The sequence below is a fragment of the Vibrio sp. dhg genome (assembly GCF_003443775.1).
GTDB classification, from domain to species: Bacteria; Pseudomonadota; Gammaproteobacteria; order Enterobacterales; family Vibrionaceae; genus Vibrio; species Vibrio natriegens.
Map to the genome: position 1 here is coordinate 3234671 of NZ_CP028943.1, position 23696 is coordinate 3258366.

19 protein-coding genes, 6 tRNA genes, 3 rRNA genes and 1 riboswitch are annotated in these 23696 nt (G+C 47.7%); of the genes, 9 read left to right on the forward strand and 19 right to left on the reverse strand.

The genetic code is table 11. The features are described from left to right. Positions 1-12: 12 nt before the first annotated feature. Positions 13-111, reverse strand: a riboswitch (TPP riboswitch). 179 nt (positions 112-290) lie between these two features. The 11 genes from crcB to DBX26_RS15195 form a co-directional block, all read right to left on the reverse strand. After that, positions 291-677 carry a fluoride efflux transporter CrcB gene (gene crcB, locus DBX26_RS15145; protein WP_020333408.1) on the reverse strand — a complete coding sequence of 129 codons (387 nt, stop codon included), beginning with the start codon at positions 675-677 and terminating at the stop codon, positions 291-293. A gap of 138 nt (positions 678-815) precedes the next feature. Then, a complete protein-coding gene (locus DBX26_RS15150) occupies positions 816-2195 on the reverse strand; it encodes a multicopper oxidase family protein (RefSeq protein ID WP_118119656.1) in 1380 nt (459 codons plus the stop codon). A 259-nt stretch (positions 2196-2454) separates the two neighbouring features. Continuing rightward, positions 2455-2531: transfer RNA gene (locus tag DBX26_RS15155), tRNA-Trp, on the reverse strand. A gap of 168 nt (positions 2532-2699) precedes the next feature. Further along, positions 2700-2776: transfer RNA gene (locus tag DBX26_RS15160), tRNA-Asp, on the reverse strand. A gap of 41 nt (positions 2777-2817) precedes the next feature. Next, positions 2818-2933: ribosomal RNA gene (rrf, locus tag DBX26_RS15165) — 5S ribosomal RNA — on the reverse strand. Positions 2934-3025: 92 nt separating this feature from the next. Then, positions 3026-5915: ribosomal RNA gene (locus DBX26_RS15170) — 23S ribosomal RNA — on the reverse strand. Positions 5916-6194: 279 nt separating this feature from the next. Beyond that, positions 6195-6270: transfer RNA gene (locus DBX26_RS15175), tRNA-Val, on the reverse strand. Between the two features lie 13 nt (positions 6271-6283). Then, positions 6284-6359 (reverse strand) — tRNA-Ala (locus DBX26_RS15180). A 14-nt stretch (positions 6360-6373) separates the two neighbouring features. Beyond that, a tRNA-Lys gene (locus tag DBX26_RS15185) sits at positions 6374-6449 on the reverse strand. A 2-nt stretch (positions 6450-6451) separates the two neighbouring features. Beyond that, positions 6452-6527: transfer RNA gene (locus tag DBX26_RS15190), tRNA-Glu, on the reverse strand. Positions 6528-6617: 90 nt separating this feature from the next. Then, a 16S ribosomal RNA gene (locus DBX26_RS15195) occupies positions 6618-8168 on the reverse strand. The 16S, 23S and 5S rRNA genes sit together here with 6 tRNA genes alongside, the layout of an rRNA operon. 493 nt (positions 8169-8661) lie before the next feature. Between DBX26_RS15195 and DBX26_RS15200 the strand changes: the two genes are divergently transcribed. Continuing rightward, positions 8662-9210, forward strand: a complete 549-nt coding sequence (locus tag DBX26_RS15200) for a gamma carbonic anhydrase family protein (RefSeq protein ID WP_014233376.1) — start codon at positions 8662-8664, stop codon at positions 9208-9210. 16 nt (positions 9211-9226) lie between these two features. On the opposite strand, the gene DBX26_RS15205 is transcribed toward DBX26_RS15200, so the two are convergent. The 4 genes from DBX26_RS15205 to DBX26_RS15220 all read right to left on the reverse strand — a co-directional run bounded on the left by DBX26_RS15205 (position 9227) and on the right by DBX26_RS15220 (position 11953). Then, on the reverse strand, positions 9227-9490 hold the full coding sequence (locus DBX26_RS15205) for a DUF1488 domain-containing protein (protein WP_118119658.1): 264 nt from the start codon (positions 9488-9490) through the stop codon (positions 9227-9229). Positions 9491-9493: 3 nt separating this feature from the next. Next, entirely contained in the window at positions 9494-10327 is an 834-nt protein-coding gene (aroE, locus tag DBX26_RS15210; protein ID WP_020333538.1) for a shikimate dehydrogenase, read from the reverse strand. 102 nt (positions 10328-10429) lie between these two features. Continuing rightward, the gene (hemF, locus tag DBX26_RS15215; protein WP_118119660.1) at positions 10430-11347 is read right to left on the reverse strand and encodes an oxygen-dependent coproporphyrinogen oxidase; all 918 of its coding nucleotides are present in this window, start codon (positions 11345-11347) and stop codon (positions 10430-10432) included. Positions 11348-11395: 48 nt separating this feature from the next. Continuing rightward, complete coding sequence (locus DBX26_RS15220) at positions 11396-11953, reverse strand: L-threonylcarbamoyladenylate synthase (protein WP_065303036.1); 558 nt, start codon at positions 11951-11953, stop codon at positions 11396-11398. Positions 11954-12157: 204 nt separating this feature from the next. On the opposite strand from DBX26_RS15220, the gene purE reads away from it, so the two are divergent. Then, the gene (gene purE, locus DBX26_RS15225; protein ID WP_005394016.1) at positions 12158-12643 is read left to right on the forward strand and encodes a 5-(carboxyamino)imidazole ribonucleotide mutase; all 486 of its coding nucleotides are present in this window, start codon (positions 12158-12160) and stop codon (positions 12641-12643) included. Positions 12644-12647: 4 nt separating this feature from the next. Beyond that, the gene (locus tag DBX26_RS15230) at positions 12648-13781 is read left to right on the forward strand and encodes a 5-(carboxyamino)imidazole ribonucleotide synthase (protein WP_118119662.1); all 1134 of its coding nucleotides are present in this window, start codon (positions 12648-12650) and stop codon (positions 13779-13781) included. A 60-nt stretch (positions 13782-13841) separates the two neighbouring features. On the opposite strand, the gene DBX26_RS15235 is transcribed toward DBX26_RS15230, so the two are convergent. From DBX26_RS15235 to DBX26_RS15250, 4 genes are all read right to left on the reverse strand, one after another. Beyond that, the gene (locus DBX26_RS15235; protein WP_065297560.1) at positions 13842-14411 is read right to left on the reverse strand and encodes a type I DNA topoisomerase; all 570 of its coding nucleotides are present in this window, start codon (positions 14409-14411) and stop codon (positions 13842-13844) included. 80 nt (positions 14412-14491) lie between these two features. Next, positions 14492-14971 (reverse strand): DUF494 family protein, encoded by a 480-nt coding sequence (locus DBX26_RS15240; RefSeq protein ID WP_031779194.1) that lies wholly within the window; start codon positions 14969-14971, stop codon positions 14492-14494. Between the two features lie 2 nt (positions 14972-14973). Then, positions 14974-16083: a DNA-processing protein DprA gene (gene dprA / locus DBX26_RS15245; RefSeq protein ID WP_118119664.1), complete on the reverse strand. Its 1110-nt coding sequence runs from the start codon at positions 16081-16083 to the stop codon at positions 14974-14976. Continuing rightward, positions 16067-17161, reverse strand: coding sequence for a LysM peptidoglycan-binding domain-containing protein (locus DBX26_RS15250; protein WP_118119666.1), 1095 nt, complete (start codon positions 17159-17161; stop codon positions 16067-16069). Before DBX26_RS15250 ends, dprA begins: the two co-directional genes overlap by 17 nt. Positions 17162-17299: 138 nt before the next feature. Between DBX26_RS15250 and def the strand changes: the two genes are divergently transcribed. From def to DBX26_RS15280, 6 genes are all read left to right on the forward strand, one after another. After that, on the forward strand, positions 17300-17818 hold the full coding sequence (gene def / locus DBX26_RS15255; protein WP_014233386.1) for a peptide deformylase: 519 nt from the start codon (positions 17300-17302) through the stop codon (positions 17816-17818). 34 nt (positions 17819-17852) lie between these two features. Then, positions 17853-18800 (forward strand): methionyl-tRNA formyltransferase, encoded by a 948-nt coding sequence (fmt, locus tag DBX26_RS15260; RefSeq protein WP_118119667.1) that lies wholly within the window; start codon positions 17853-17855, stop codon positions 18798-18800. A gap of 82 nt (positions 18801-18882) precedes the next feature. Continuing rightward, positions 18883-20166, forward strand: a complete 1284-nt coding sequence (rsmB, locus tag DBX26_RS15265; RefSeq protein ID WP_118119669.1) for a 16S rRNA (cytosine(967)-C(5))-methyltransferase RsmB — start codon at positions 18883-18885, stop codon at positions 20164-20166. A 63-nt stretch (positions 20167-20229) separates the two neighbouring features. Beyond that, entirely contained in the window at positions 20230-21606 is a 1377-nt protein-coding gene (gene trkA, locus DBX26_RS15270; protein ID WP_014233389.1) for a Trk system potassium transporter TrkA, read from the forward strand. Positions 21607-21615: 9 nt separating this feature from the next. Then, positions 21616-23061 (forward strand): TrkH family potassium uptake protein, encoded by a 1446-nt coding sequence (locus tag DBX26_RS15275; RefSeq protein ID WP_014233390.1) that lies wholly within the window; start codon positions 21616-21618, stop codon positions 23059-23061. A gap of 25 nt (positions 23062-23086) precedes the next feature. Further along, positions 23087-23680 carry a DUF3157 family protein gene (locus tag DBX26_RS15280; RefSeq protein WP_118119671.1) on the forward strand — a complete coding sequence of 198 codons (594 nt, stop codon included), beginning with the start codon at positions 23087-23089 and terminating at the stop codon, positions 23678-23680. Positions 23681-23696: the final 16 nt, after the last annotated feature.

Consider the following 23696-nt stretch of genomic DNA (forward strand, 5'->3'; position numbering starts at 1 on the left):
TTAGATCTGGTGTAGGTATCTTCTCCTGTTCCCTTCGCTGGTACTAACCAGATCAGGTTCAACGGATCCCGAATTAACGGTCTCAGCCTTATGGCACTCCGACAAGTAAATCGATTATAGAGAAAGGAAATTAGTTAACCAAGTATAAAAGTCGTATTTTTAATCAATTTTATGTATCTCAAGTACCAAAAGGTGACATATGACTGGATTTAAATAGAGACAGGTTTGAATTAACTACAAGGCAGGAAAAGACCCAGGAGAGCAGAAACTCACCTGGGATGATTTGAAAATTACTTAGGTATAATCAACCAATGGTACGCGAACCATGCTGCAGAAATGCTTAACAGCACATTTAGTAGCACGTTAAATCCCATTTTTAAAAATGCGCCTTGTTGCATCAGTAACACGTTATCCATGGAGAAAGTAGAAAACGTAGTTAATGCGCCAAGAAAACCTAACCCAATAATTTGGCGCCATGGATATGGAGCTAACCACTCATTTTCTACCGCGGCAATAAGCAGCCCCATAATAAATGAACCGGCGATGTTAACGGTTAGCGTACCGTATGGGAAAGAGCGACCAAAAAGTGTCACACAATATTCAGATACTAGATAACGTGAACAAGCTCCTATCGCTCCACCGATTGCGATAAGCCCTAAAATTGCGAATTGTCCCATGGCCCCTCCAAATATAATTTCAACTATTGTACTTATTTATTAGGCTCAATTGGGACAAAACGAGTGAAAATAATGTTCTCAAAATACGCAACTTAGGCTTCAACAATTTGCATTTATAAAAAAGTTACAGGAGTCACTTTATGCAACTTCAATAAAACCCATCAATCCGGTTTTCATGTGTTCTATCACATGACAGTGATACATCCACTGACCAGGGTTATCTGCGACAAAAGCAGCTTTTGCTGATCCATTTTTACCTAATAAAACCGTGTCGGTATGAAATGGTTTTTCGACGGGCTTTCCATCAAGCTCCAATACGGTAAACGTATGACCGTGCAAGTGAATCGGATGATGGTATTGAGTGACATTACGTAAATTAAAAATGTAAGTTTTACCCAACTCCAATTTTGCGAGGGGCTCTGGAATACTTTCAGCACTCATGCCCTCCCAAGCCCTTTTATTCGTTAACCAAAATTTAGGTACCGCTTGTCCCGAGCTATCTGCAGGTGTGACCGCACCTTCCCACTCAAACACGAAGTCAATCAATTCAGCATTATCTAAATCAACAGCGGGAACAGGATTTAATGGTAAAGCGGGAATACTTTGGTTTTCAGCCAAGCTAGATTCCTGGCATTTAAAATCACATAGTGGGAATGGAAACTTTCCTTTCATCTGACGAACACTTACAAGGTTACCCGCAGGAGGAGCAATGAAGGCGACATCAAGCCGCATACCCGGACCAATCTTATGCTGAGTTAGCTTATAAGGCGTTTTAATCGGATTTCCGTCAATAGCAACGACCCAGGCATCAACCCCTTCGACAGCGATTGGGTACGTAATGGTGTTATCTACATTAGCTATGCGCAACCGTACTGTTGCGTTTTCCTTAAGGCTATAGGTTGGATTATGTTGACCATTAACTGTCCCCCACTCACCTGGAGTACCCATACGCGCACTATAGCGAGGGATCATTAAATCTTTCCACTGACCAGTTTTATTCAGGTGCCAGTGTTTAAGTGCCAGCTCGTGCTCTTCATCAAACTCAACGGGTTGTGCTTCTTCCACCACAATCAGGCCAACAAGCCCCATTCCTAACTGCTTTACGCTATTCATATGTGGGTGATACCAAAACGTACCAGCATCGGGCGGAGTAAATTCATAGACGAAAGTTTCACCGGGCATGATTGGTTTCTGACTTAGAAAAGGTACGCCATCCATACCTATTGGGATACGCAGACCATGCCAATGAATCGTTGTTGGTTCATCAAGCTTGTTGGTAAACCGGATAGTAACCTTCTCGCCTTGGCGACAACGTATTGTTGGAGCAGGGATAGAGCCATTAAAACCAAGTACTGGTGTCTGATGTCCAGGAACCAATTCAGCAGTTGCTGGTTCAGCAGTAAGCGCATAAGCATAACCTTGGCTGCTGACCGACTTCTTAAGAGAGCATGCAGGCAAAAGAGCTGACATACCCAAAATAGAGCTCATTGAAAGAAAGCGACGGCGAGTTAGTTCCATTTCTACTCCAACTGAAACAGTATAGTGAAGGGGTAATAAAACGTATTCTCACCATAATGTAAATATAAGAGGTCAGATAAAAGCAACGTTAAAGCGTTTTATCGTTAATTTACTTTATAACAGTACTATTTCTGCCATTGCGCTTTGCTATATACAAAGCAGAACCATACCAGCCATAAACATTGATTGATAATTGCAGGTTAAAATCGCCAAGTACAAACGCAAAAAAGCCCCAGTCTTTCGACTGAGGCTTTAAACATGGCAGGGGTGGAGAGATTCGAACTCCCAACACGCGGATTTGGAATCCGCTGCTCTGCCAATTGGAGCTACACCCCTAGAAATAGGTAATCAAATTGTCGATGGTTTAGGAGATTAAAACTCCCAACACGCGCCATCTCGCAAACTTTAGGGAATTCGCTGCTCTGTCAATTAGAGCTGCACCCTTAAAAATTTTGTATCTTTTAAATTCGACAAAACCTCGCATAAGCGAGGCTTCTGAATAAGTGGCGGAGTGGACGGGACTCGAACCCGCGACCCCCGGCGTGACAGGCCGGTATTCTAACCAACTGAACTACCACTCCGCAGTGGTATCACTCGCTGACGCAAGTGTCCAAAATTTAAAGCCTGGCGATGTCCTACTCTCACATGGGGAAACCCCACACTACCATCGGCGCTATTTCGTTTCACTTCTGAGTTCGGAATGGAATCAGGTGGGTCCAAAACGCTATGGTCGCCAAGCAAATTCTTTAATTCGGAAAGCTGTTTTTAATTCTCGTTATTACACATTCAACGTTCTTACATTGAGTCCATCAAAACCCCTTGGGTGTTGTATGGTTAAGCCTCACGGGCAATTAGTACAGGTTAGCTCAACGCCTCACAACGCTTACACACCCTGCCTATCAACGTCGTAGTCTACGACAACCCTTTAGGATACTTAAAGTATCAGGGAGAACTCATCTCAAGGCTCGCTTCCCGCTTAGATGCTTTCAGCGGTTATCGATCCCGAACTTAGCTACCGGGCAATGCGTCTGGCGACACAACCCGAACACCAGAGGTTCGTCCACTCCGGTCCTCTCGTACTAGGAGCAGCCCCTTTCAATTCTCCAACGCCCACGGCAGATAGGGACCGAACTGTCTCACGACGTTCTAAACCCAGCTCGCGTACCACTTTAAATGGCGAACAGCCATACCCTTGGGACCGACTTCAGCCCCAGGATGTGATGAGCCGACATCGAGGTGCCAAACACCGCCGTCGATATGAACTCTTGGGCGGTATCAGCCTGTTATCCCCGGAGTACCTTTTATCCGTTGAGCGATGGCCCTTCCATTCAGAACCACCGGATCACTATGACCTGCTTTCGCACCTGCTCGAATTGTCATTCTCGCAGTCAAGCGGGCTTATGCCATTGCACTAACCTCACGATGTCCAACCGTGATTAGCCCACCTTCGTGCTCCTCCGTTACGCTTTGGGAGGAGACCGCCCCAGTCAAACTACCCACCAGGCACTGTCCGCAACCCCGATAAGGGGTCGACGTTAGAACATCAACACTACAAGGGTGGTATTTCAAGGACGGCTCCACAGATACTGGCGTACCTGTTTCAAAGCCTCCCACCTATCCTACACATGTAGGGTCAATGTTCAGTGCCAAGCTGTAGTAAAGGTTCACGGGGTCTTTCCGTCTAGCCGCGGGTACACTGCATCTTCACAGCGATTTCAATTTCACTGAGTCTCGGGTGGAGACAGCGTGGCCATCATTACGCCATTCGTGCAGGTCGGAACTTACCCGACAAGGAATTTCGCTACCTTAGGACCGTTATAGTTACGGCCGCCGTTTACCGGGGCTTCGATCAAGAGCTTCGACCGAAGTCTAACCCCATCAATTAACCTTCCGGCACCGGGCAGGCGTCACACCGTATACGTCATCTTACGATTTTGCACAGTGCTGTGTTTTTAATAAACAGTTGCAGCCACCTGGTATCTGCGACTCTCAATAGCTCCATCCGCAAGGGACTTCACCGTCGAGAGCGTACCTTCTCCCGAAGTTACGGTACCATTTTGCCTAGTTCCTTCACCCGAGTTCTCTCAAGCGCCTTGGTATTCTCTACCCGACCACCTGTGTCGGTTTGGGGTACGATTCCTTACAATCTGAAGCTTAGAGGCTTTTCCTGGAAGCATGGCATCAATGACTTCACTACCGTAGTAGCTCGACGTCGTGTCTCAGCCTTAAAGAGAGCCGGATTTACCTAACTCTCAAGCCTACGCACTTGAACCTGGACAACCGTCGCCAGGCCCACCTAGCCTTCTCCGTCCCCCCATCGCAATTGTAAGAAGTACGGGAATATTAACCCGTTTCCCATCGACTACGCCTTTCGGCCTCGCCTTAGGGGTCGACTTACCCTGCCCCGATTAACGTTGGACAGGAACCCTTGGTCTTCCGGCGAGGAGGTTTTTCACCCCCTTTATCGTTACTCATGTCAGCATTCGCACTTCTGATACGTCCAGCATGCGTTACCACACACCTTCAACCGCTTACAGAACGCTCCCCTACCCAATGCACAAAAGTGCATTGCCGCAGCTTCGGTTTACTACTTAGCCCCGTTACATCTTCCGCGCAGGCCGACTCGACCAGTGAGCTATTACGCTTTCTTTAAATGATGGCTGCTTCTAAGCCAACATCCTGGCTGTCTGAGCCTTCCCACATCGTTTCCCACTTAGTAGTAATTTGGGACCTTAGCTGGCGGTCTGGGTTGTTTCCCTCTCCACGACGGACGTTAGCACCCGCCGTGTGTCTCCCGGATAGTACTTACTGGTATTCGGAGTTTGCAAAGGGTTGGTAAGTCGGGATGACCCCCTAGCCTTAACAGTGCTCTACCCCCAGTAGTATTCGTCCGAGGCGCTACCTAAATAGCTTTCGGGGAGAACCAGCTATCTCCAGGTTTGATTGGCCTTTCACCCCTAGCCACAAGTCATCCGCTAATTTTTCAACATTAGTCGGTTCGGTCCTCCAGTTGATGTTACTCAACCTTCAACCTGCCCATGGCTAGATCACCTGGTTTCGGGTCTATATCCAGAGACTGAACGCCCAGTTAAGACTCGGTTTCCCTACGGCTCCCCTAGATGGTTAACCTTGCCACTGAATATAAGTCGCTGACCCATTATACAAAAGGTACGCAGTCACACCACGAAGGTGCTCCTACTGCTTGTACGTACACGGTTTCAGGTTCTATTTCACTCCCCTCACAGGGGTTCTTTTCGCCTTTCCCTCACGGTACTGGTTCACTATCGGTCAGTCAGTAGTATTTAGCCTTGGAGGATGGTCCCCCCATATTCAGACAGGATATCACGTGTCCCGCCCTACTCGATTTCACTGAACACACATCGTCAACTACGGGACTATCACCCTGTATCGTCGGCCTTTCCAGACCGTTCGTCTAACGTGTGTAAAGCTTAAGGGCTAGTCCAATTTCGCTCGCCGCTACTTTCGGAATCTCGGTTGATTTCTTTTCCTCGGGGTACTTAGATGTTTCAGTTCCCCCGGTTCGCCTCCTGTTGCTATGTATTCACAACAGGATACTTACTTATGTAAGTGGGTTTCCCCATTCGGAAATCCCAGACTCAAGTGGCTTTTACTGCCTAATCTGGGCTTATCGCAAGTTAATACGTCCTTCATCGCCTCTGACTGCCAAGGCATCCACCGTGTACGCTTAGTCACTTAACCATACAACCCGAAGGAGTTTCGAATTGAAGTTAAACAACCAAAGTTGCTGTCTCATTATTTGAATGAGCGAGACAGCTTTCGATTTTGCCGGACTCAAATTCCAAGAACACTTGAATGTGTTTTTAGTTGTATTCCATTAGGAATACTTTGAGAACTTTACAATCAAACTTAAAAAGTTTGATTTGTCAGCTTTCCAAATTGTTAAAGAGCTAGATTCATTTAAGAACCATTTTTAAGAACACTTAAGACTTTCTGTTTCAAAAGAAATGCGCTTAAAGATGGTGGGCGATACCGGGCTCGAACCAGTGACCCCCTGCTTGTAAGGCAGGTGCTCTCCCAACTGAGCTAATCGCCCATTGAATCAAGAATGGTGGAGCTAAGCAGGATCGAACTGCTGACCTCCTGCGTGCAAGGCAGGCGCTCTCCCAGCTGAGCTATAGCCCCATATCTTGAGATAATGGTGGGTCGTGCAGGATTCGAACCTGCGACCAATTGATTAAAAGTCAACTGCTCTACCAACTGAGCTAACGACCCAATGGTATCCCGTAGGGGAGTCGAACCCCTGTTACCGCCGTGAAAGGGCGGTGTCCTAGGCCTCTAGACGAACGGGACACTAAGTTGAACATCTTGGGGATGTTCTATCTCTTAAACTTCATAAACCGTATCAATCTGTGTGGACACTCATCGTGAGTAATCATCGTATAAGGAGGTGATCCAGCGCCAGGTTCCCCTAGCGCTACCTTGTTACGACTTCACCCCAGTCATGAACCACAAAGTGGTAAGCGTCCCCCGAAGGTTAAACTACCTACTTCTTTTGCAGCCCACTCCCATGGTGTGACGGGCGGTGTGTACAAGGCCCGGGAACGTATTCACCGTGGCATTCTGATCCACGATTACTAGCGATTCCGACTTCATGGAGTCGAGTTGCAGACTCCAATCCGGACTACGACGCACTTTTTGGGATTCGCTCACTTTCGCAAGTTGGCCGCCCTCTGTATGCGCCATTGTAGCACGTGTGTAGCCCTACTCGTAAGGGCCATGATGACTTGACGTCGTCCCCACCTTCCTCCGGTTTATCACCGGCAGTCTCCCTGGAGTTCCCGACATTACTCGCTGGCAAACAAGGATAAGGGTTGCGCTCGTTGCGGGACTTAACCCAACATTTCACAACACGAGCTGACGACAGCCATGCAGCACCTGTCTCAGAGTTCCCGAAGGCACCAATCCATCTCTGGAAAGTTCTCTGGATGTCAAGAGTAGGTAAGGTTCTTCGCGTTGCATCGAATTAAACCACATGCTCCACCGCTTGTGCGGGCCCCCGTCAATTCATTTGAGTTTTAATCTTGCGACCGTACTCCCCAGGCGGTCTACTTAACGCGTTAGCTCCGAAAGCCACGGCTCAAGGCCACAACCTCCAAGTAGACATCGTTTACGGCGTGGACTACCAGGGTATCTAATCCTGTTTGCTCCCCACGCTTTCGCATCTGAGTGTCAGTATCTGTCCAGGGGGCCGCCTTCGCCACCGGTATTCCTTCAGATCTCTACGCATTTCACCGCTACACCTGAAATTCTACCCCCCTCTACAGTACTCTAGTCTGCCAGTTTCAAATGCTATTCCGAGGTTGAGCCCCGGGCTTTCACATCTGACTTAACAAACCACCTGCATGCGCTTTACGCCCAGTAATTCCGATTAACGCTCGCACCCTCCGTATTACCGCGGCTGCTGGCACGGAGTTAGCCGGTGCTTCTTCTGTCGCTAACGTCAAATCTATACGCTATTAACGCATAAACCTTCCTCACGACTGAAAGTGCTTTACAACCCGAAGGCCTTCTTCACACACGCGGCATGGCTGCATCAGGCTTGCGCCCATTGTGCAATATTCCCCACTGCTGCCTCCCGTAGGAGTCTGGACCGTGTCTCAGTTCCAGTGTGGCTGATCATCCTCTCAGACCAGCTAGGGATCGTCGCCTTGGTGAGCCCTTACCTCACCAACTAGCTAATCCCACCTAGGCATATCCTGACGCGAGAGGCCCGAAGGTCCCCCTCTTTGGCCCGTAGGCATCATGCGGTATTAGCCATCGTTTCCAATGGTTATCCCCCACATCAGGGCAATTTCCTAGGCATTACTCACCCGTCCGCCGCTCGACGCCGTTAACGTCCCCGAAGGTTCAGTTAACTCGTTTCCGCTCGACTTGCATGTGTTAGGCCTGCCGCCAGCGTTCAATCTGAGCCATGATCAAACTCTTCAATTTAAGATTTTGTTCGGCTCAATGAATACTGAACATTACATAAAGTAATGTTTGAATTGACTGTGCTGAATCCGAAGATTCAATGGTCACTTCGTATCATTGAAACCTAATTTGAAACCGAAGTTTCTAATTGGATTATCATCAACGAGTGCCCACACAGATTGATAGGTCTATATTGTTAAAGAGCTTTCCTATTGAGCTTCGCTCAAATCGGACGGCCATTTTAGCGAGTTAAAGTTTAGTGTCAATCACTTTTTTCAAACTTTTTTCAAGCGTTTCCGCTTGGCTAATTTGGCTTGCTAACCCTGGCTCGTTTCTTTCGAAGCGTTGCCGTGTCAGCGAGGTGGCATTATAGAGATTGCGATCACATTGGCAAGCCCTTTTTGAGGTTTTTTTTGATTTATTTGTCGTTTGGGTGTTTTTTATTCTAAAAGGCGAGTTTTTACTACTCTTCTACCCCTATATACCCTTTAATCGCCCATAATAAGGAGAAAAGATGAGTTCAATAAGAAGTTATAAAGGTATAAAGCCTCAGCTTGGTGAGCGAGTTTACGTCGATTCAACATCTGTTTTAGTCGGAGACATCGTTATTGGGGACGATTCTAGCGTTTGGCCGTTGGTTGCTGCGCGTGGTGACGTTAATCATATCCACATCGGCGAACGAACAAATATCCAAGATGGCAGTGTATTACACGTGACACACAAGAATCAGGAAAACCCAAACGGCTATCCATTAATTATTGGTAATGATGTCACTGTCGGTCACAAAGTCATGCTGCATGGTTGTGAGATTCACGATCGCGTATTAGTAGGTATGGGAGCAATCGTTCTTGATGGTGCAGTTATACAATCTGAAGTGATGATTGGCGCTGGCAGTTTAGTTCCGCCTGGCAAAGTATTAGAAAGTGGTTACCTCTATGTTGGTAGCCCGGTAAAACAAGCACGCCCACTGTCAGAAAAAGAGCGCGCTTTTTTACAAAAATCTTCAGATAACTACGTCCAGAATAAGAACGACTACATTAATGAAGTCGAAATCATTGGTTAGTCATCCGATAACCTAGTTAATCAATTACAATGTGGCCTTCTTCATTGAAGGCTTCATCTTCTATGAGCTCTTCGGCCATTTCTTCCAGATCAAAGCGTAAGGCTAAAAATGCTTCTACAGCTTTTTGCTCATCTTCAATATCCAAGCCACTCATTTTTGAGAGTTCTTGTTTCGTGACGTAGCATTCAATCAGTGCGCCCGATTGCTGCGCAGGAAAGTGGATTGATTGTGATGATTCATCCCAGGACTGGATGTCTGGGAATAAAATGGATTGATTCATCGATTATTGACCTTCAAGATTCTTTCTAAGCTCACGTAAAATCTGTTTAGCACCAGGACGCAAACCACGCCAGAGCATAAAGCTTTCAGACGCTTGACCGACCAACATTCCTAAACCGTCATAAGCTTGAGCTGCACCATGTTCTTTAGCCCATTGGTTAAACTTGGTATCACCACCGCCATACATCATGTCATAGCTTGTGCTGTTGGGAGCAAAGATAGCTGACGATATTTCAGGAAGTTCTCCACTCAGCGAAGCTGACGTTGAGTTAATAATGACGTCGTATTCTTGAGTAATACTATTCATCTCTTTCGCTGCCACAGGCCCGTAATCTGAAAACAGCGCTGCCAATTCTTTAGCTTTAGAAAATGTACGGTTGGTGACCGTCAATGAAGCAGGCCTTTGCTCAAGTAACGGCAGAATTACTCCTCTAGAAGCGCCACCAGCTCCGATGATTAGGATACGAGCGCCTTCTAAAACGACTTGGTGCTGCAGTAGGTCTTGCACCAGACCAGCACCGTCGGTGTTGTCACCGATGATTTCACCATCATCAAGCTTTTTGAGTGTATTGACTGCTCCGGCAAGTTGGGCACGCTCGGTCAAACGAGTGGCAAACTGATACGCCTGTTCTTTAAAAGGCAAAGTGACATTACATCCTTTACCACCTTCAGCAAAAAACACGTTCACGGCTTCAATAAACCCGTCGACAGGGGCACATTCGGCTGTGTAAGTCAGCGATTGATTCGTTTGGCGAGCAAAGAGTGTGTGAATAAATGGCGACTTGCTGTGCCCGATGGGATTACCAAACACCGCATAGCGATCAACTTGCTGAGTCATTTCCTTACCTTTATTCCTTACCTTAATATAGAGAAAAACAGGGCCATCTGATTAAAGATGACCCTATCACTATCTTTCTATATAGAAAAGGAGATTCAGCGCTTACCAGTCACGTGGTTTTAGGTATCGCTCGTAAAGCTCGGCTTCAGGTGTCCCAGCTTCAGGCTGATAACTGTATTCCCAGCGTGCTAGTGGCGGCATGGACATAAGAATCGACTCCGTACGTCCACCGCTTTGCAAACCAAACAAAGTGCCACGGTCATACACCAAGTTAAACTCAACATAACGGCCACGACGATACAACTGAAACTCTCGCTCTCGCTCGCCAAACTCAATATCTTTACGTCGCGCAACGATAGGCAGATAAGCCTGACAGAAGCCTTCACCCACCGCTTTGATGTAATCGAAACATTTGTCGAACTCCCAATGGTTCAAATCATCAAAGAACAAACCACCGACACCACGAGTTTCGTTTCGATGTGGAAGGAAGAAATACTTATCGCACCAAGCTTTGTGATCCGAATAGACTTCATCACCGAACGGGGCACAGATTGCCTTCGCGGTATCGTGCCATGACTGGCAGTCTTCTTCGAAAGGATAGAACGGCGTTAAGTCAAAGCCACCACCGAACCACCAAATCGGATCTTCTCCGTCTTTTTCTGCGATAAAGAAGCGCACATTGGCATGTGAAGTCGGCACATACGGGTTTTTAGGGTGGATAACCAAAGACACTCCCATCGCTTCAAAACGGCGCCCCGCTAATTCAGGACGATGCGCTGTTGCTGACGCTGGCATTTCTTTGCCTTCTACATGAGAGAAGTTCACTCCACCTTGCTCAAACACGTCGCCATCACGCAGAACACGTGAACGGCCACCACCACCAAGACGCTCTCCCGGTTCACGATGCCACGCATCTTCGACAAAGACGGCCTTTCCATCTTCTTTTTCTAACTGCTGACAAATGGAATCCTGAAGCGACATCAGGAACTGCTTTACGGCATGCTTATCGATTGCTGACATACGTTATTACCTATTATCTGGTACCTATTTGAAGGCTGGTAGGCAGGGTTAGCCCTGTCTTAATATTTGCGAGGTTTTGGCGTCACGAATTTCACTTGGCTTATCACGACCGCTGGTTTCACCACGAAGAATCGCCACCAGCTTATCACCCAGTTGCAGCTCAACTTCTTCCGTCGTCATACACGGCGGCAAGCCTGAAAGATTCGCGCTGGTAGAGGTTAACGGCTTTCCGAATGCATTACACATTTTTTGCACCAAAGGATGATCGGTCACACGAACTGCAATCGAATCAAACTGCCCTGAAACCCAATTAGAGACTTTATCGCTCGCAGGCATGATCCAAGTGTAAGGACCAGGCCAGGTAGCATGAACTTTATCTAACTGCGCTTGCGTCAGCTGAGACTCGTCAATGTAAGGTAATAGCTGATCATAGCTGGCAGCAATAAGGATGAGCCCCTTTTCTACCGGGCGCTGTTTTAGTTCCAGCAGCTTTTGGATTGCCTCTGGATTATCAGGATCACACCCGACGCCAAAAACACCTTCTGTTGGGTAGGCAATCACTTCGCCTTGCTGTAGTGCATTGAGCACCTGTTCAAAGTTATCCACCGATTACTTCCTGATTATCTGACTGTATTATTTTCTCTATACCTAAGTGTACAAAGATTCATTCTCAGAGACTAAAGCAATTTTTTATAAAATGTATCAATAGCATTTACAAAGGCGCGCAAACGTTTGCTTGAGATAAAAATCCCCGTATAATGCGCACAAATTTATCAGCTCACCTAATTTTGCAGCTTGAAGGAGTTTGAGATGAAAGTCGGTATCATCATGGGTTCTAAATCAGATTGGCCAACCATGAAACTAGCAGCGGACATGCTGGATCAATTTGGCGTGTCTTACGAAACAAAAGTGGTGTCAGCTCACCGTACTCCTCAACTATTGGCTGATTACGCAAGCAGTGCGAAAGAGCGCGGCATCAAAGTAATCATCGCAGGTGCGGGCGGCGCAGCTCACCTACCAGGTATGGCGGCGGCATTCACAAGCTTGCCAGTACTTGGCGTTCCAGTTCAGTCACGTGCTCTGAAAGGAATGGACTCTCTGCTGTCTATCGTACAAATGCCTAAAGGTATTGCGGTCGGCACGTTAGCGATTGGCGAAGCAGGTGCAGCAAACGCAGGTATCCTCGCAGCACAAATTCTGGGTACGCATGATGAAAGTATCATGGCGAAGGTAGAAGCATTCCGCAACGAACAGACGGAAACTGTGCTGGCTAACCCAAACCCAGCTGAGGACTAATCGGATGCACGTACTGGTTCTAGGAGCTGGTCAGTTGGCTCGTATGATGTCTCTGGCTGGTGCACCACTGAATATCCAAATCTCTGCTTACGATGTGGGTAGCGGCAATATCGTTCACCCTCTTACTCAACATGTGCTTGGTCATGGTCTGGAAAATGCCATTGAGCAAGTCGATGTTATCACCGCGGAATTCGAACATATCCCTCACGATGTACTCGACATCTGTGAAGAGAGTGGAAAGTTCCTTCCGAGCACAGAAGCGATCAAGGCAGGCGGTGACCGTCGTCTTGAAAAAGCTCTACTCGACAACGCTGGCGTGCGTAATGCGAAATACTACGTGATTGAAACACGTGAAGATTTTGACCGCGCGATTGAACACGTGGGTATGCCAATGGTACTGAAAAGTGCATTAGGCGGTTACGATGGTAAAGGCCAATGGCGCTTGAAAGAAGCTTCTCAGGTAGACGCTATCTGGACGGAAATGGCCGAGTGCATCGCAGCAACACCAACCCAAGCTATAGTGGCTGAAGAGTTTGTTCCATTTAACTGTGAAGTATCTTTAGTTGGTGCTCGCGGTAAAGATGGCAGCATTGAAGTTTATCCACTGGCAGAGAACGTGCACACTAATGGTGTACTGAGCCTTTCTACCGCCATTGATGAACCAGAACTTCAATCCCAAGCCAAGCAGATGTTTACTGCGGTTGCAGAAAGTCTGGGTTATGTTGGCGTATTAGCCCTAGAGTTTTTCGATGTTGATGGCACTTTACTGGTGAATGAGATCGCGCCACGCGTTCATAACTCAGGTCACTGGACACAGCAAGGTGCAGAAACCTGTCAGTTTGAAAACCATTTGCGCGCGGTTTGTGGTTTGCCACTAGGCAGCACGAAACTGGTTCGCGAAACGTCGATGGTTAATATTCTCGGTGAAGACACTTTGCCAGAAGCCGTATTAGCGATGGATGGTTGCCATATTCATTGGTATGGCAAAGAAAAACGTGCAGGACGCAAGATGGGCCACATTAATGTGTGTGGAGACTATCCTGGCGAACTTCATCGCAGACTATGTGCGTTAGGCAAAGTACTGGATGCAGAGGCTTTCCCTGCCGTGCATGATTTTGCCAAGCAGTCTCAAGCTTAGAATCCAGCTAAAAACAACAAAGGGTCGCATCATGCGACCCTTTTTAATTGGTAGTTTCGTTTACTTAGCTTGCGTATGCTGACACTTGCGGTTAGCGCACTGTAACTTCACCCCGCTGGCGAGCTTCTTTTCAACCAATAAAGTAAAGCCGCACGCTTCGCAACGGCCTTTGACCGGTGGCAGATTCACGGCAAACTTACATTTCGGGTAGTTATCACACGCATAAAATGTTTTGCCGAAGCGGGTCTTACGCTCAACTAAATGACCTTTACCACATTCAGGACAAGCATGCTGTTCTTGTGACTGCTTTTCCGGCTCTGGCTGGTTAATAGACTCAATATGATGACAAGCTGGGTAACTGCTGCACCCGACAAACATGCCATAACGACCCTGGCGCAACACCAACTCATTGCCACAGTCAGGGCAAGGTACGCCCAATTCTTTGACGATGTGACCATCGTTACTGTGTAGTGCTTTGATGTAATCACAACCTGGGTACTGGCTACAGCCAAGGAATGGACCGTGCTTACCGTGCTTGAGCGTCAAGTCTGACCCACACTTAGGACACGGCTCATGTTCGAGCGCATGTTCATGGGCAGAGAAAAGGCTGTTGTCGATTTTACTACTCATACTTACCGTTTAATTGAAAGACACCAAATACACAAGCCCGTGTTCACATTCAACGGAACACGAACTTGTTGGGATTAGGCTTAATGAAGGATCCCTTGTTCTTTGGTGTACAACAGCTCTTCCATCAGCGTATAAGCGTTCTCATTGCCGGGTACATTAAACAGCACCATCAGAATGATCCATTTGAGGTCTTCAAGCTCAAATTCGTTTGTTTCCAGTCCCATCACCCGATCAATCACCATTTCACGAGTTTCTGTTGTTAGGACATTAATTTGCTCGAGGAATAACAAAAAGCCTCGGCATTCCAGATCCAAACGCTGCATCTCTTTCGCAGTGTAGATACGAGTCGATGACGATGCGATACAAGCCGATATAGCAGAAGATGTATCACTTTGCTGCAGCGCGGCAAGCTCTTCTAACCAGACAAGGGCCTTGTAGATATCTTTTTGCTGGAAGCCTGCACGAAGCAACTCATCTTCCAACTCGTCTTGTTCGACCTGTAACTCTGCATCGCTATGGATGTAGGTTTCGAATAGATACATCAGTATATCCATCATCATAGCTAGCCCCTCCCCTTTCGAATATAGCCACCTGAAACTGCAACAACGTGCCCTGAGAGCTCAAGCTCTAAGAGCTGCATCATGACTTCCTGGACAGGTATATTGGTCCTGCTTGCAAGAATATCAACTGGTGTAGCCTCATGTCCTACGTTAGCTAACAGCTGAGGAAATGGCAATTCTTCTTCATCAATTAAGGTAGAAAATAAATCTCTGCTCTGATTAACAGACCAATCAAGCAATGACTGTATTTCATCGAGTACATCTTTTGTCTTTTCTACGAGGCAAGCACCATTGCGAATCAAATGATTTCCGCCACTGGCATTTTTCGCATTAATAGAAGCAGGCAGAGCAAACACTTCTCGTCCTTGCTCAAGCGCATAACGGGCCGTAATTAAAGAACCGCTTTTCTCTGCCGCTTCGACAACAAACACCCCCAGAGATAACCCACTAATAATTCGGTTGCGACGTGGAAAGTGTTCCGGCCTTGGTTTCGCATTGGGGCGAAATTCTGAAATCAGTGCACCGCTCTCTGCGACGCGCTGCGCCAACCCACGGTGCCGGGCAGGGTAAATATGAGCTAAGCCAGAACCAAGAACCGCGATCGTCTTTCCTCCCGCTTGCAACGCTCCGTCATGCGCATGGCCATCAATGCCCAAAGCTAATCCACTGGTTACAATAAGATCATTACTAACGAAGTCTGCAGCAAAATGACGAGCATAATGCAATCCGTCAACACTCGCGTTACGGCTTCCCACCATAGCAATCTGAGGCTGAGATAAACACGTAGGATCGCCTTGCAAAAACAATAGTGGCGGCGGTGCAACAATCTGTTTAAGTAGCGGAGGGTAAAGCGGGTCATCTAAAGTCAGAATATGGTGACTCGAAGCGAGCTCTTTCCAATTGAGGCAAGCTTCAACTTCTTTATCGGCTGACGTCCAAGCCTGAAGTTGCTTCTGACTTAATCCAAGGCGCTGCAGGTATTCATGAGAGGAGTTGATGATGTTTCGAGGTGTATCTTTAGCGAGTAACTTATTCAGCTTGACCCCACCTATGCCTGGCAAGCAACTTAGCTTTAGCCAGGCAACAAGGTCATTCTCATTGAGTGGTTTCATCTGTGACAGGCACTTCAGCGAGAGGCGAAACCACCGTTACCTCATTACTAATTGGTTTAGTACTGTTAGTGATCAAAGCCAAGCTGAAGTATTCATAAGGACGGATTACCAGCAGCTCACCTACCTTACTTTGGGGCAGAATGATTGGTTTATCGAACAACCCCACCTCTTTTTGGAAGCCATTGCCATCTTTAGCAACCGGATGAGCGTCTTCTTTGAGGTCAAAAACACTGCCTTGTTTCAGCTTATCCGCCGTTCCTTTATCAATCACAACAACCTGATTGGTTGAACTGAAGCGAATACCTTCGATATTTCCCAGGAGCTTCGCAGTGCTACCCTGCGGCGAAGGAAGGGGATAGAACGTCGTGGAAAACTCGCCACTCTCTACCATTTGATTTGGTAAGGCGATGTCATTACGGAGAATTTCTTGTAACTGAGCGGTGATTTTTAATCCAGAAAACGCTTCAGATGCATCCACCAACTCCCCTTTTGCGATCAAGCGCAATGCGGTGATTTCCTTTGAAACGTCTTCACGAGAGAAAGTCTCGACCGGACGGTAAATCGCCCATTCCGTCGCGGTCTGCTCACCGCTGATGTACAACACATCTTCTGCGGTCAAATACCGACTGCCTTTGGAACTGCCCATCACTTTGACTGCATTGTCGAGCGTCTCTTTATCCACCAGTCGGTCAGAACTGAGATAAGGCATCACCAGACCTTCCGCAACCGTCGGCACAGCCTTCTTTTCGGTAATACGAGCCTGTGGACTCAGTTTTTTAACGGGCTTTAAGCTCAGGACTGGCTGACCGTTAATCCATACCAGTGACAACTTATCGCCGGGATAAATCAAATGTGGATTATCTATCTCTGGGTTAATTTGCCACAAGCGGGGCCACAACCACGGACTGTCCAGGTACATCGCCGAAATGTCCCACAGGGTATCGCCTTTCACTACCACATAGGTTTGTGGGGCATCCGCTTTGACTGCGAGCGGTTTAGAGTCAGCATTTGCTGCTGCAGTGAAGGAGAATAGTAACGGCAACATAATGCTGGAAACATTGCGAAAAATGCGATTCATGCCCCTCATCCTTGGTCTATTAAGCAGTAGTTGGTATGGAAATTAATGCAAGGATGCTGTCATTTAGGTCATAAAATGTCTAGAATTGAGCCAACAAGGTTTGTGCTGTTTCGGCACAGTTCAATATTTCGAGTGAATATGTCTGTATTACAAGTATTAACATTTCCAGATGATCGCCTACGCACAGTAGCTAAGCCTGTGGAAGAGGTGACACCTGAAATTCAAAAAATCGTCGATGATATGATTGAAACCATGTACGACGAAGAAGGTATTGGCCTTGCTGCAACGCAGGTTGATATTCATAAGCGTATCGTAGTGATTGATATTTCAGAAACTCGTGATGAGCCAATGGTGCTTATCAACCCTGAGATTCTGGAAAAGCGCGGCGAAGATGGCATCGAAGAAGGCTGTCTATCGGTACCGGGTGCTCGCGCCCTTGTGCCTCGCGCGGCTGAGGTTACCGTTAAAGCATTGGATCGCGACGGCAAAGAATTTACCTTTGACGCTGACGACCTGCTAGCGATTTGTGTTCAACACGAACTCGATCACCTACAAGGTAAATTGTTTGTTGATTATCTATCGCCTCTGAAGCGTAAACGCATTCAGGAAAAGCTGGCGAAGATCAAACGCTACAACGAAAAGCAGCTAAACGCTTAATCGCGACCCATACCAATTTAGAAGGAAGTCTACCTTGAGTCAGTCTTTACGTATTGTCTTTGCAGGTACTCCGGATTTCGCCGCCCGTCACTTGGCGGCGTTGTTGTCTTCGGAGCACGAAGTAATTGCAGTGTATACTCAACCAGACCGCCCTGCGGGTCGCGGTAAAAAGCTTACTGCAAGCCCGGTTAAAAACATTGCACTAGAACACGACATCCCTGTTTATCAACCAGAAAACTTCAAATCAGATGAAGCGAAACAAGCGCTGGCTGATCTGAACGCCGATATCATGGTTGTTGTTGCTTATGGCCTTCTGCTACCACAAGCAGTATTAGACACGCCTAAGCTCGGTTGTATTAACGTACACGGTTCTATCCTGCCTCGCTGGCGTGGTGCGGCACCAATCCAACGTTCTATTTGGGCAGGTGATGCAGAAACAGGCGTAACCATCATGCAGATGGATATTGGCCTGGATACGGGTGATATGCTGAAAATCGCGACCCTGCCAATCGAAGCGACGGATACCAGCGCATCTATGTACGAAAAGCTTGCCGACCTTGGCCCGCAAGCGCTGATTGATTGTCTGGCAGATATCGCTGCGGATAAAGCAGTGCCAGTTAAGCAAGATGATGAGCTCGCAAACTACGCGAAAAAGCTCAGCAAAGAAGAAGCTCGCATCAACTGGAGCGAAGACGCAGCACACATCGAGCGTTGCGTTCGTGCATTCAACCCATGGCCAATGAGCCATTTTGAAGCGGCTGAGAACAGCATCAAGGTTTGGCAAAGCCGAGTGGCTGAGCAAACCAGCGATAAGCCAGCAGGCACGATTGTGCAAGCAGACAAAACAGGTATCTATGTAGCGACAGGCAATGGCGTATTAGTTCTGGAGCAACTACAGGTTCCGGGTAAAAAAGCCATGCCAGTTCAAGACATTCTGAATTCGCGTGCATCTTGGTTTGAAGTTGGCACCCAGCTGATTTAAGCCATACTAGGGTGAGTTATTCCCCTAATAATACGAACTTTTAGAGGGCAGAGATGCCCTCCTTTACTTTAAGGTACTCATCATGAATGTTCGCGCTGCGGCTGCCAACGTCCTGTATCTTGTCGTCGACAAGGGCCATTCTCTTTCTAGCGCTCTACCAGCGGCTCAACAAACCATCCGACCTCGTGATCACGCGCTTTTGCAAGAGATCTGTTACGGAGCACTTCGCTACTTACCTCGCCTTGAAACCATTTCAAGCCAGCTAATGGATAAGCCTCTGAAAGGTAAACAGCGTGTTTTCCATCACTTAATCCTGGTTGGTATTTATCAGCTGAGCTTTATGCGTATTCCTGCGCATGCAGCCGTTGGTGAAACCGTTGAAGGCACTAAAGATTTAAAAGGCCCTCGCCTGCGTGGTCTGATTAATGCGGTATTGCGTAATTACCAACGCAACCAGGAAGAGCTTGACCAGATCGCTGTTAGCCACAACGCTGGTAAATATGGCCACCCAAGTTGGCTACTTAAGCTGCTGCAAGACGCTTACCCAGAGCAGTGGGAAAGCATTGTCGAAGCCAACAATCAGAAAGCGCCAATGTGGCTGCGAGTAAACCACCAGCACCACACTCGTGATGAATATCTGGCACTACTCAAAAATGAAAACATTGAGGCCACGCCGCACACAAAGGCAATGGACGCGCTAAAATTGGCTGCGCCATGCGATGTGACCAAGTTACCTGGGTTTGAGAAAGGCTGGGTATCGGTACAAGATGCTGCCGCTCAACTTTCAATTAACTACCTAGAGCCAAAAGATGGTGAGTTGATTCTGGATTGCTGCGCAGCACCAGGTGGCAAAACCGCACATATTCTTGAGCGTACATCCGGTAGTGAAGTGGTCGCGATTGACTGTGACGACACTCGCCTGAAACGCGTACATGAAAACCTGAAGCGTCTCAATCTTCAGGCAAAAGTGGTTTGCGGCGATGCACGTAATCCTCAAGAATGGTGGCAAGGTGAGCAATTTGACCGCATCTTGCTGGATGCGCCGTGTTCTGCGACGGGCGTGATTCGTCGTCACCCTGATATCAAATGGTTGCGCCGAGCCGACGACATTGCGGCATTAGCAGAGCTGCAAAGCGAAATTTTCGATGCGATGTGGACACAACTAAAACCAGGCGGCACAATGGTTTATGCAACTTGTTCAATCACTCCACAAGAAAACGTAGAGCAAGTGAAAGCATTCTTAGCTCGCACCGCTGATGCGAAATTGCTGGATTCTGACCCTGAGCACCCTGGTCGTCAAATTCTACCAGGTGAAGAAGACATGGATGGATTCTACTACGCTGTGCTGACGAAAACACACGCGTAACAGCAGGCTAAATAGGGCGATTGGAGTCATTCAATCGCCTTTTTCAGATAACGAGAAAAGAGTATGAAGATCATTATTCTTGGTGCTGGTCAGGTTGGCGGCACACTGGCAGAAAACCTGGTTGGTGAGAACAACGACATCACCATCGTCGATAACAATTCTGACCGACTGCGTGAACTACAGGACAAATATGACCTGCGCGTGGTCAATGGTCACGCAAGCCATCCGGATGTACTCCACGAAGCTGGCGCGCAAGATGCCGACATGCTGGTTGCAGTCACCAACACTGACGAAACCAATATGGCAGCATGTCAGGTAGCCTTCACTCTGTTTAACACACCTAACCGTGTTGCACGTATCCGTTCGCCAGAGTATCTGGCAGAAAAAGAAGCCCTATTTAAGTCTGGTGCGATCCCCGTCGACCACCTGATTGCACCAGAAGAGCTGGTAACCAGCTATATCGAACGTCTGATCCAATATCCTGGCGCACTACAGGTAGTCAGCTTCGCTGAGCAGAAAGTCAGTCTGGTTGCTGTAAAAGCCTACTATGGCGGCCCATTGGTCGGTAACGCACTCTCGGCGCTACGAGAGCACATGCCTCATATCGATACCCGTGTAGCAGCAATCTTCCGTCAAGGTCGTCCGATTCGTCCGCAAGGCACGACTATCATTGAAGCTGATGATGAAGTGTTCTTTGTCGCGGCAAGTAATCATATTCGCTCCGTAATGAGTGAACTACAGCGCCTTGAGAAGCCTTACCGCCGTATCATGATTGTTGGTGGTGGTAACATCGGCGCAAGCTTAGCCAAACGCTTAGAGCAGACCTACAGCGTGAAATTAATCGAGCGTAACTACCAACGCGCTGAACAGCTGTCTGAGCAGCTCGGTAACACCATCGTCTTCTGTGGTGATGCAGCAGATCAAGAGTTGCTGACCGAAGAAAACATCGACCAGGTCGACGTGTTCATTGCGCTGACGAACGAAGATGAAACCAACATCATGTCCGCGATGCTGGCAAAACGCATGGGTGCCAAAAAGGTAATGGTACTGATTCAGCGTGGTGCCTATGTCGATCTTGTACAAGGTGGTGTGATTGATGTGGCTATTTCGCCTCAGCAAGCGACCATTTCCGCATTGCTGACCCACGTTCGCCGTGCCGATATTGTTAACGTATCTTCGCTACGCCGCGGTGCAGCGGAAGCGATCGAAGCCGTTGCCCACGGTGATGAAACCACATCGAAAGTTGTCGGTCGCGCCATTGGGGATATTAAACTTCCACCAGGAACCACCATCGGTGCCATTGTTCGTGGCGAAGAAGTACTTATCGCTCACGACCGCACTATCATCGAACAAGATGACCATGTTGTGATGTTCCTGGTCGACAAAAAATACGTACCAGACGTCGAAGCTCTGTTCCAGCCGAGCCCATTTTTCCTCTAGGACTCTCTTATGGTCAACTTACGTCCCGTACTGTTTGTTATCGGGCTGGTTTTATCCAAACTGGCCCTTTTCATGTACGTGCCTACTTTGGTCGCTTTCTTCACTGGTACGGGCGGGTTTCTCGACTTCGCCCAAGCCGTCTTGATTACGCACCTGGCTGCGTTTATCTGCCTGAGTATCGGCCGAACGGCTAAATTCAAACTCAGTGTGCGCGACATGTTCCTCATTACCAGCTTAGTCTGGACCATCGCCAGTGCTTTCGCAGCGTTACCGTTTGTTTTCATTAACCACATCAGTTTTACCGATGCCTATTTCGAAACTATGTCGGGGATCACCACCACGGGTTCAACCGTTTTAAGCGGCTTGGATGATATGGCACCGAGTATCTTATTGTGGCGTTCAATTCTGCAGTGGCTTGGTGGTGTGGGCTTTATCGTGATGGCGGTAGCCGTTTTACCTATGCTTAACGTCGGTGGTATGAAGCTGTTCCAAACGGAATCTTCTGACTGGTCTGATAAAAGTAGCCCAAGAGCCAAGACCGTGGCGAAAAACATCGTGCTGGTTTATCTGATCTTAACCGGAATGTGTATCGGCGGTTACATACTGACAGGTATGACGGTATTTGAAGCAATAAACCATGCTTTCACCACCCTGTCGACAGGTGGCTACTCGACCTCTGATGGCTCAATGAATCACTTCTCAAATGGAGCGCACTGGGTAGCAACAACCTTTATGTTCTTGGGCGGATTGCCTTTCTTGCTATTCGTGGCGGCACTGAGAAAACGTCGCATTGATATATTACTCAAAGACGCCCAAGTTCGTGGTTTTGCTTACCTGTTCCTCTTCTCAAGCCTAGTGATTGCCAGTTGGCTGGTGATTCGTGATGGTTACACCATGGTCGATGCACTGCGTGTCTCAATGTTTAACATCGTGTCCGTCGTGACGACCACCGGATTTGGCCTGGAAGACTTCACAGCATGGGGAGCATTACCAACCACACTATTCGCCTTCTTGATGATTGCAGGTGCTTGCTCAGGTTCAACATCTGGTGGGATCAAAATATTCCGTTTTCAGGTTGCCATGACCCTGCTGAACAAGCAGATGCTGAAACTGGTTCACCCTTCCGGTGTGTTCGTCCAGCGTTATAACCAACGCCCTGTGAATGACGACATTGTGCGCTCTGTAGTTGCATTTGTTTTGATGTTCTTTATCACCATCATCTTTATCGCTGGTTGTCTGAGTGCACTCGGTTTAGACCCAATAACCAGCATATCTGGCTCAATTACGGCAGTCGCCAACGTAGGCCCGGGGATGGGCTCTGTGATTGGCCCAACAGGTAACTTTGCTCCATTACCAGACTCCGCCAAATGGCTATTAAGTTTTGGCATGTTAATGGGCCGTCTGGAAATTCTGACTATTCTTGTATTGTTCTTTCCAGCCTTCTGGCGTCGTTAACGGCAATGAAATAAAAGGTACAACAATGAAAACTTGGATTACTTTGGCTACTCTGCTGGCCACATCATCGGTCTATGCTGCCGAGGTAGTAACGTTAGCTGATGGAAGAAACGTAAAGTTAAATGATGATTTTACTTGGGAATATGTGGTTGAGAACTCGGCACCTAAAGCTACTGCTGCTTCAGCAACCAAAGCGGTCACCGCAGCGACTGAATCAGTTGCTGTTCCAGTAATAGCGACCATTCCTGTCGTCTCGAAAACCGTGGGCACGACGGTTACCGTCAATGCAAAAAAACCAACCATGCAGCTATCAGATTCAGGTGTGGATATATTGATTGGCTCTGCAAGTTACGAAGGCGGCGAACTGGTTTTTCCTACTTCGATCACTAATCAAAGCTCGCAGTCAGTAATTCAGATTGAAGTCGAAGTTCAGGTGTTCGATATGTCTGGAGAGGCATTGGCGAAAGAAAAGGTCACTGTTTGGCAGTCAATCAAGCGTATGGCAGATACCTATCTTCGCCCACAACAAGCTGAGCAAGGTAAAACCATCAAACTGGCAGTGCCGCAATCGCAGCAATACCAGTTTTCGGCAAAAGTGGTCGAAGTACAAACGCGCTAATACGCCTACGTTGTCG

Excerpts from the sequence above, each read along its gene's own strand:
- crcB (WP_020333408.1), bottom strand. The coding sequence starts at position 677 with ATGGGACAATTCGCAATTTTAGGGCTTATCGCAATCGGTGGAGCGATA.
- DBX26_RS15150 (WP_118119656.1), bottom strand. The coding sequence starts at position 2,195 with ATGGAACTAACTCGCCGTCGCTTTCTTTCAATGAGCTCTATTTTGGGT.
- DBX26_RS15200 (WP_014233376.1), top strand. The coding sequence starts at position 8,662 with ATGAGTTCAATAAGAAGTTATAAAGGTATAAAGCCTCAGCTTGGTGAG.
- DBX26_RS15205 (WP_118119658.1), bottom strand. The coding sequence starts at position 9,490 with ATGAATCAATCCATTTTATTCCCAGACATCCAGTCCTGGGATGAATCA.
- aroE (WP_020333538.1), bottom strand. The coding sequence starts at position 10,327 with ATGACTCAGCAAGTTGATCGCTATGCGGTGTTTGGTAATCCCATCGGG.
- hemF (WP_118119660.1), bottom strand. The coding sequence starts at position 11,347 with ATGTCAGCAATCGATAAGCATGCCGTAAAGCAGTTCCTGATGTCGCTT.
- purE (WP_005394016.1), top strand. The coding sequence starts at position 12,158 with ATGAAAGTCGGTATCATCATGGGTTCTAAATCAGATTGGCCAACCATG.
- DBX26_RS15230 (WP_118119662.1), top strand. The coding sequence starts at position 12,648 with ATGCACGTACTGGTTCTAGGAGCTGGTCAGTTGGCTCGTATGATGTCT.
- DBX26_RS15235 (WP_065297560.1), bottom strand. The coding sequence starts at position 14,411 with ATGAGTAGTAAAATCGACAACAGCCTTTTCTCTGCCCATGAACATGCG.
- DBX26_RS15240 (WP_031779194.1), bottom strand. The coding sequence starts at position 14,971 with ATGATGATGGATATACTGATGTATCTATTCGAAACCTACATCCATAGC.
- dprA (WP_118119664.1), bottom strand. The coding sequence starts at position 16,083 with ATGAAACCACTCAATGAGAATGACCTTGTTGCCTGGCTAAAGCTAAGT.
- DBX26_RS15250 (WP_118119666.1), bottom strand. The coding sequence starts at position 17,161 with ATGAATCGCATTTTTCGCAATGTTTCCAGCATTATGTTGCCGTTACTA.
- def (WP_014233386.1), top strand. The coding sequence starts at position 17,300 with ATGTCTGTATTACAAGTATTAACATTTCCAGATGATCGCCTACGCACA.
- rsmB (WP_118119669.1), top strand. The coding sequence starts at position 18,883 with ATGAATGTTCGCGCTGCGGCTGCCAACGTCCTGTATCTTGTCGTCGAC.
- trkA (WP_014233389.1), top strand. The coding sequence starts at position 20,230 with ATGAAGATCATTATTCTTGGTGCTGGTCAGGTTGGCGGCACACTGGCA.
- DBX26_RS15275 (WP_014233390.1), top strand. The coding sequence starts at position 21,616 with ATGGTCAACTTACGTCCCGTACTGTTTGTTATCGGGCTGGTTTTATCC.
- DBX26_RS15280 (WP_118119671.1), top strand. The coding sequence starts at position 23,087 with ATGAAAACTTGGATTACTTTGGCTACTCTGCTGGCCACATCATCGGTC.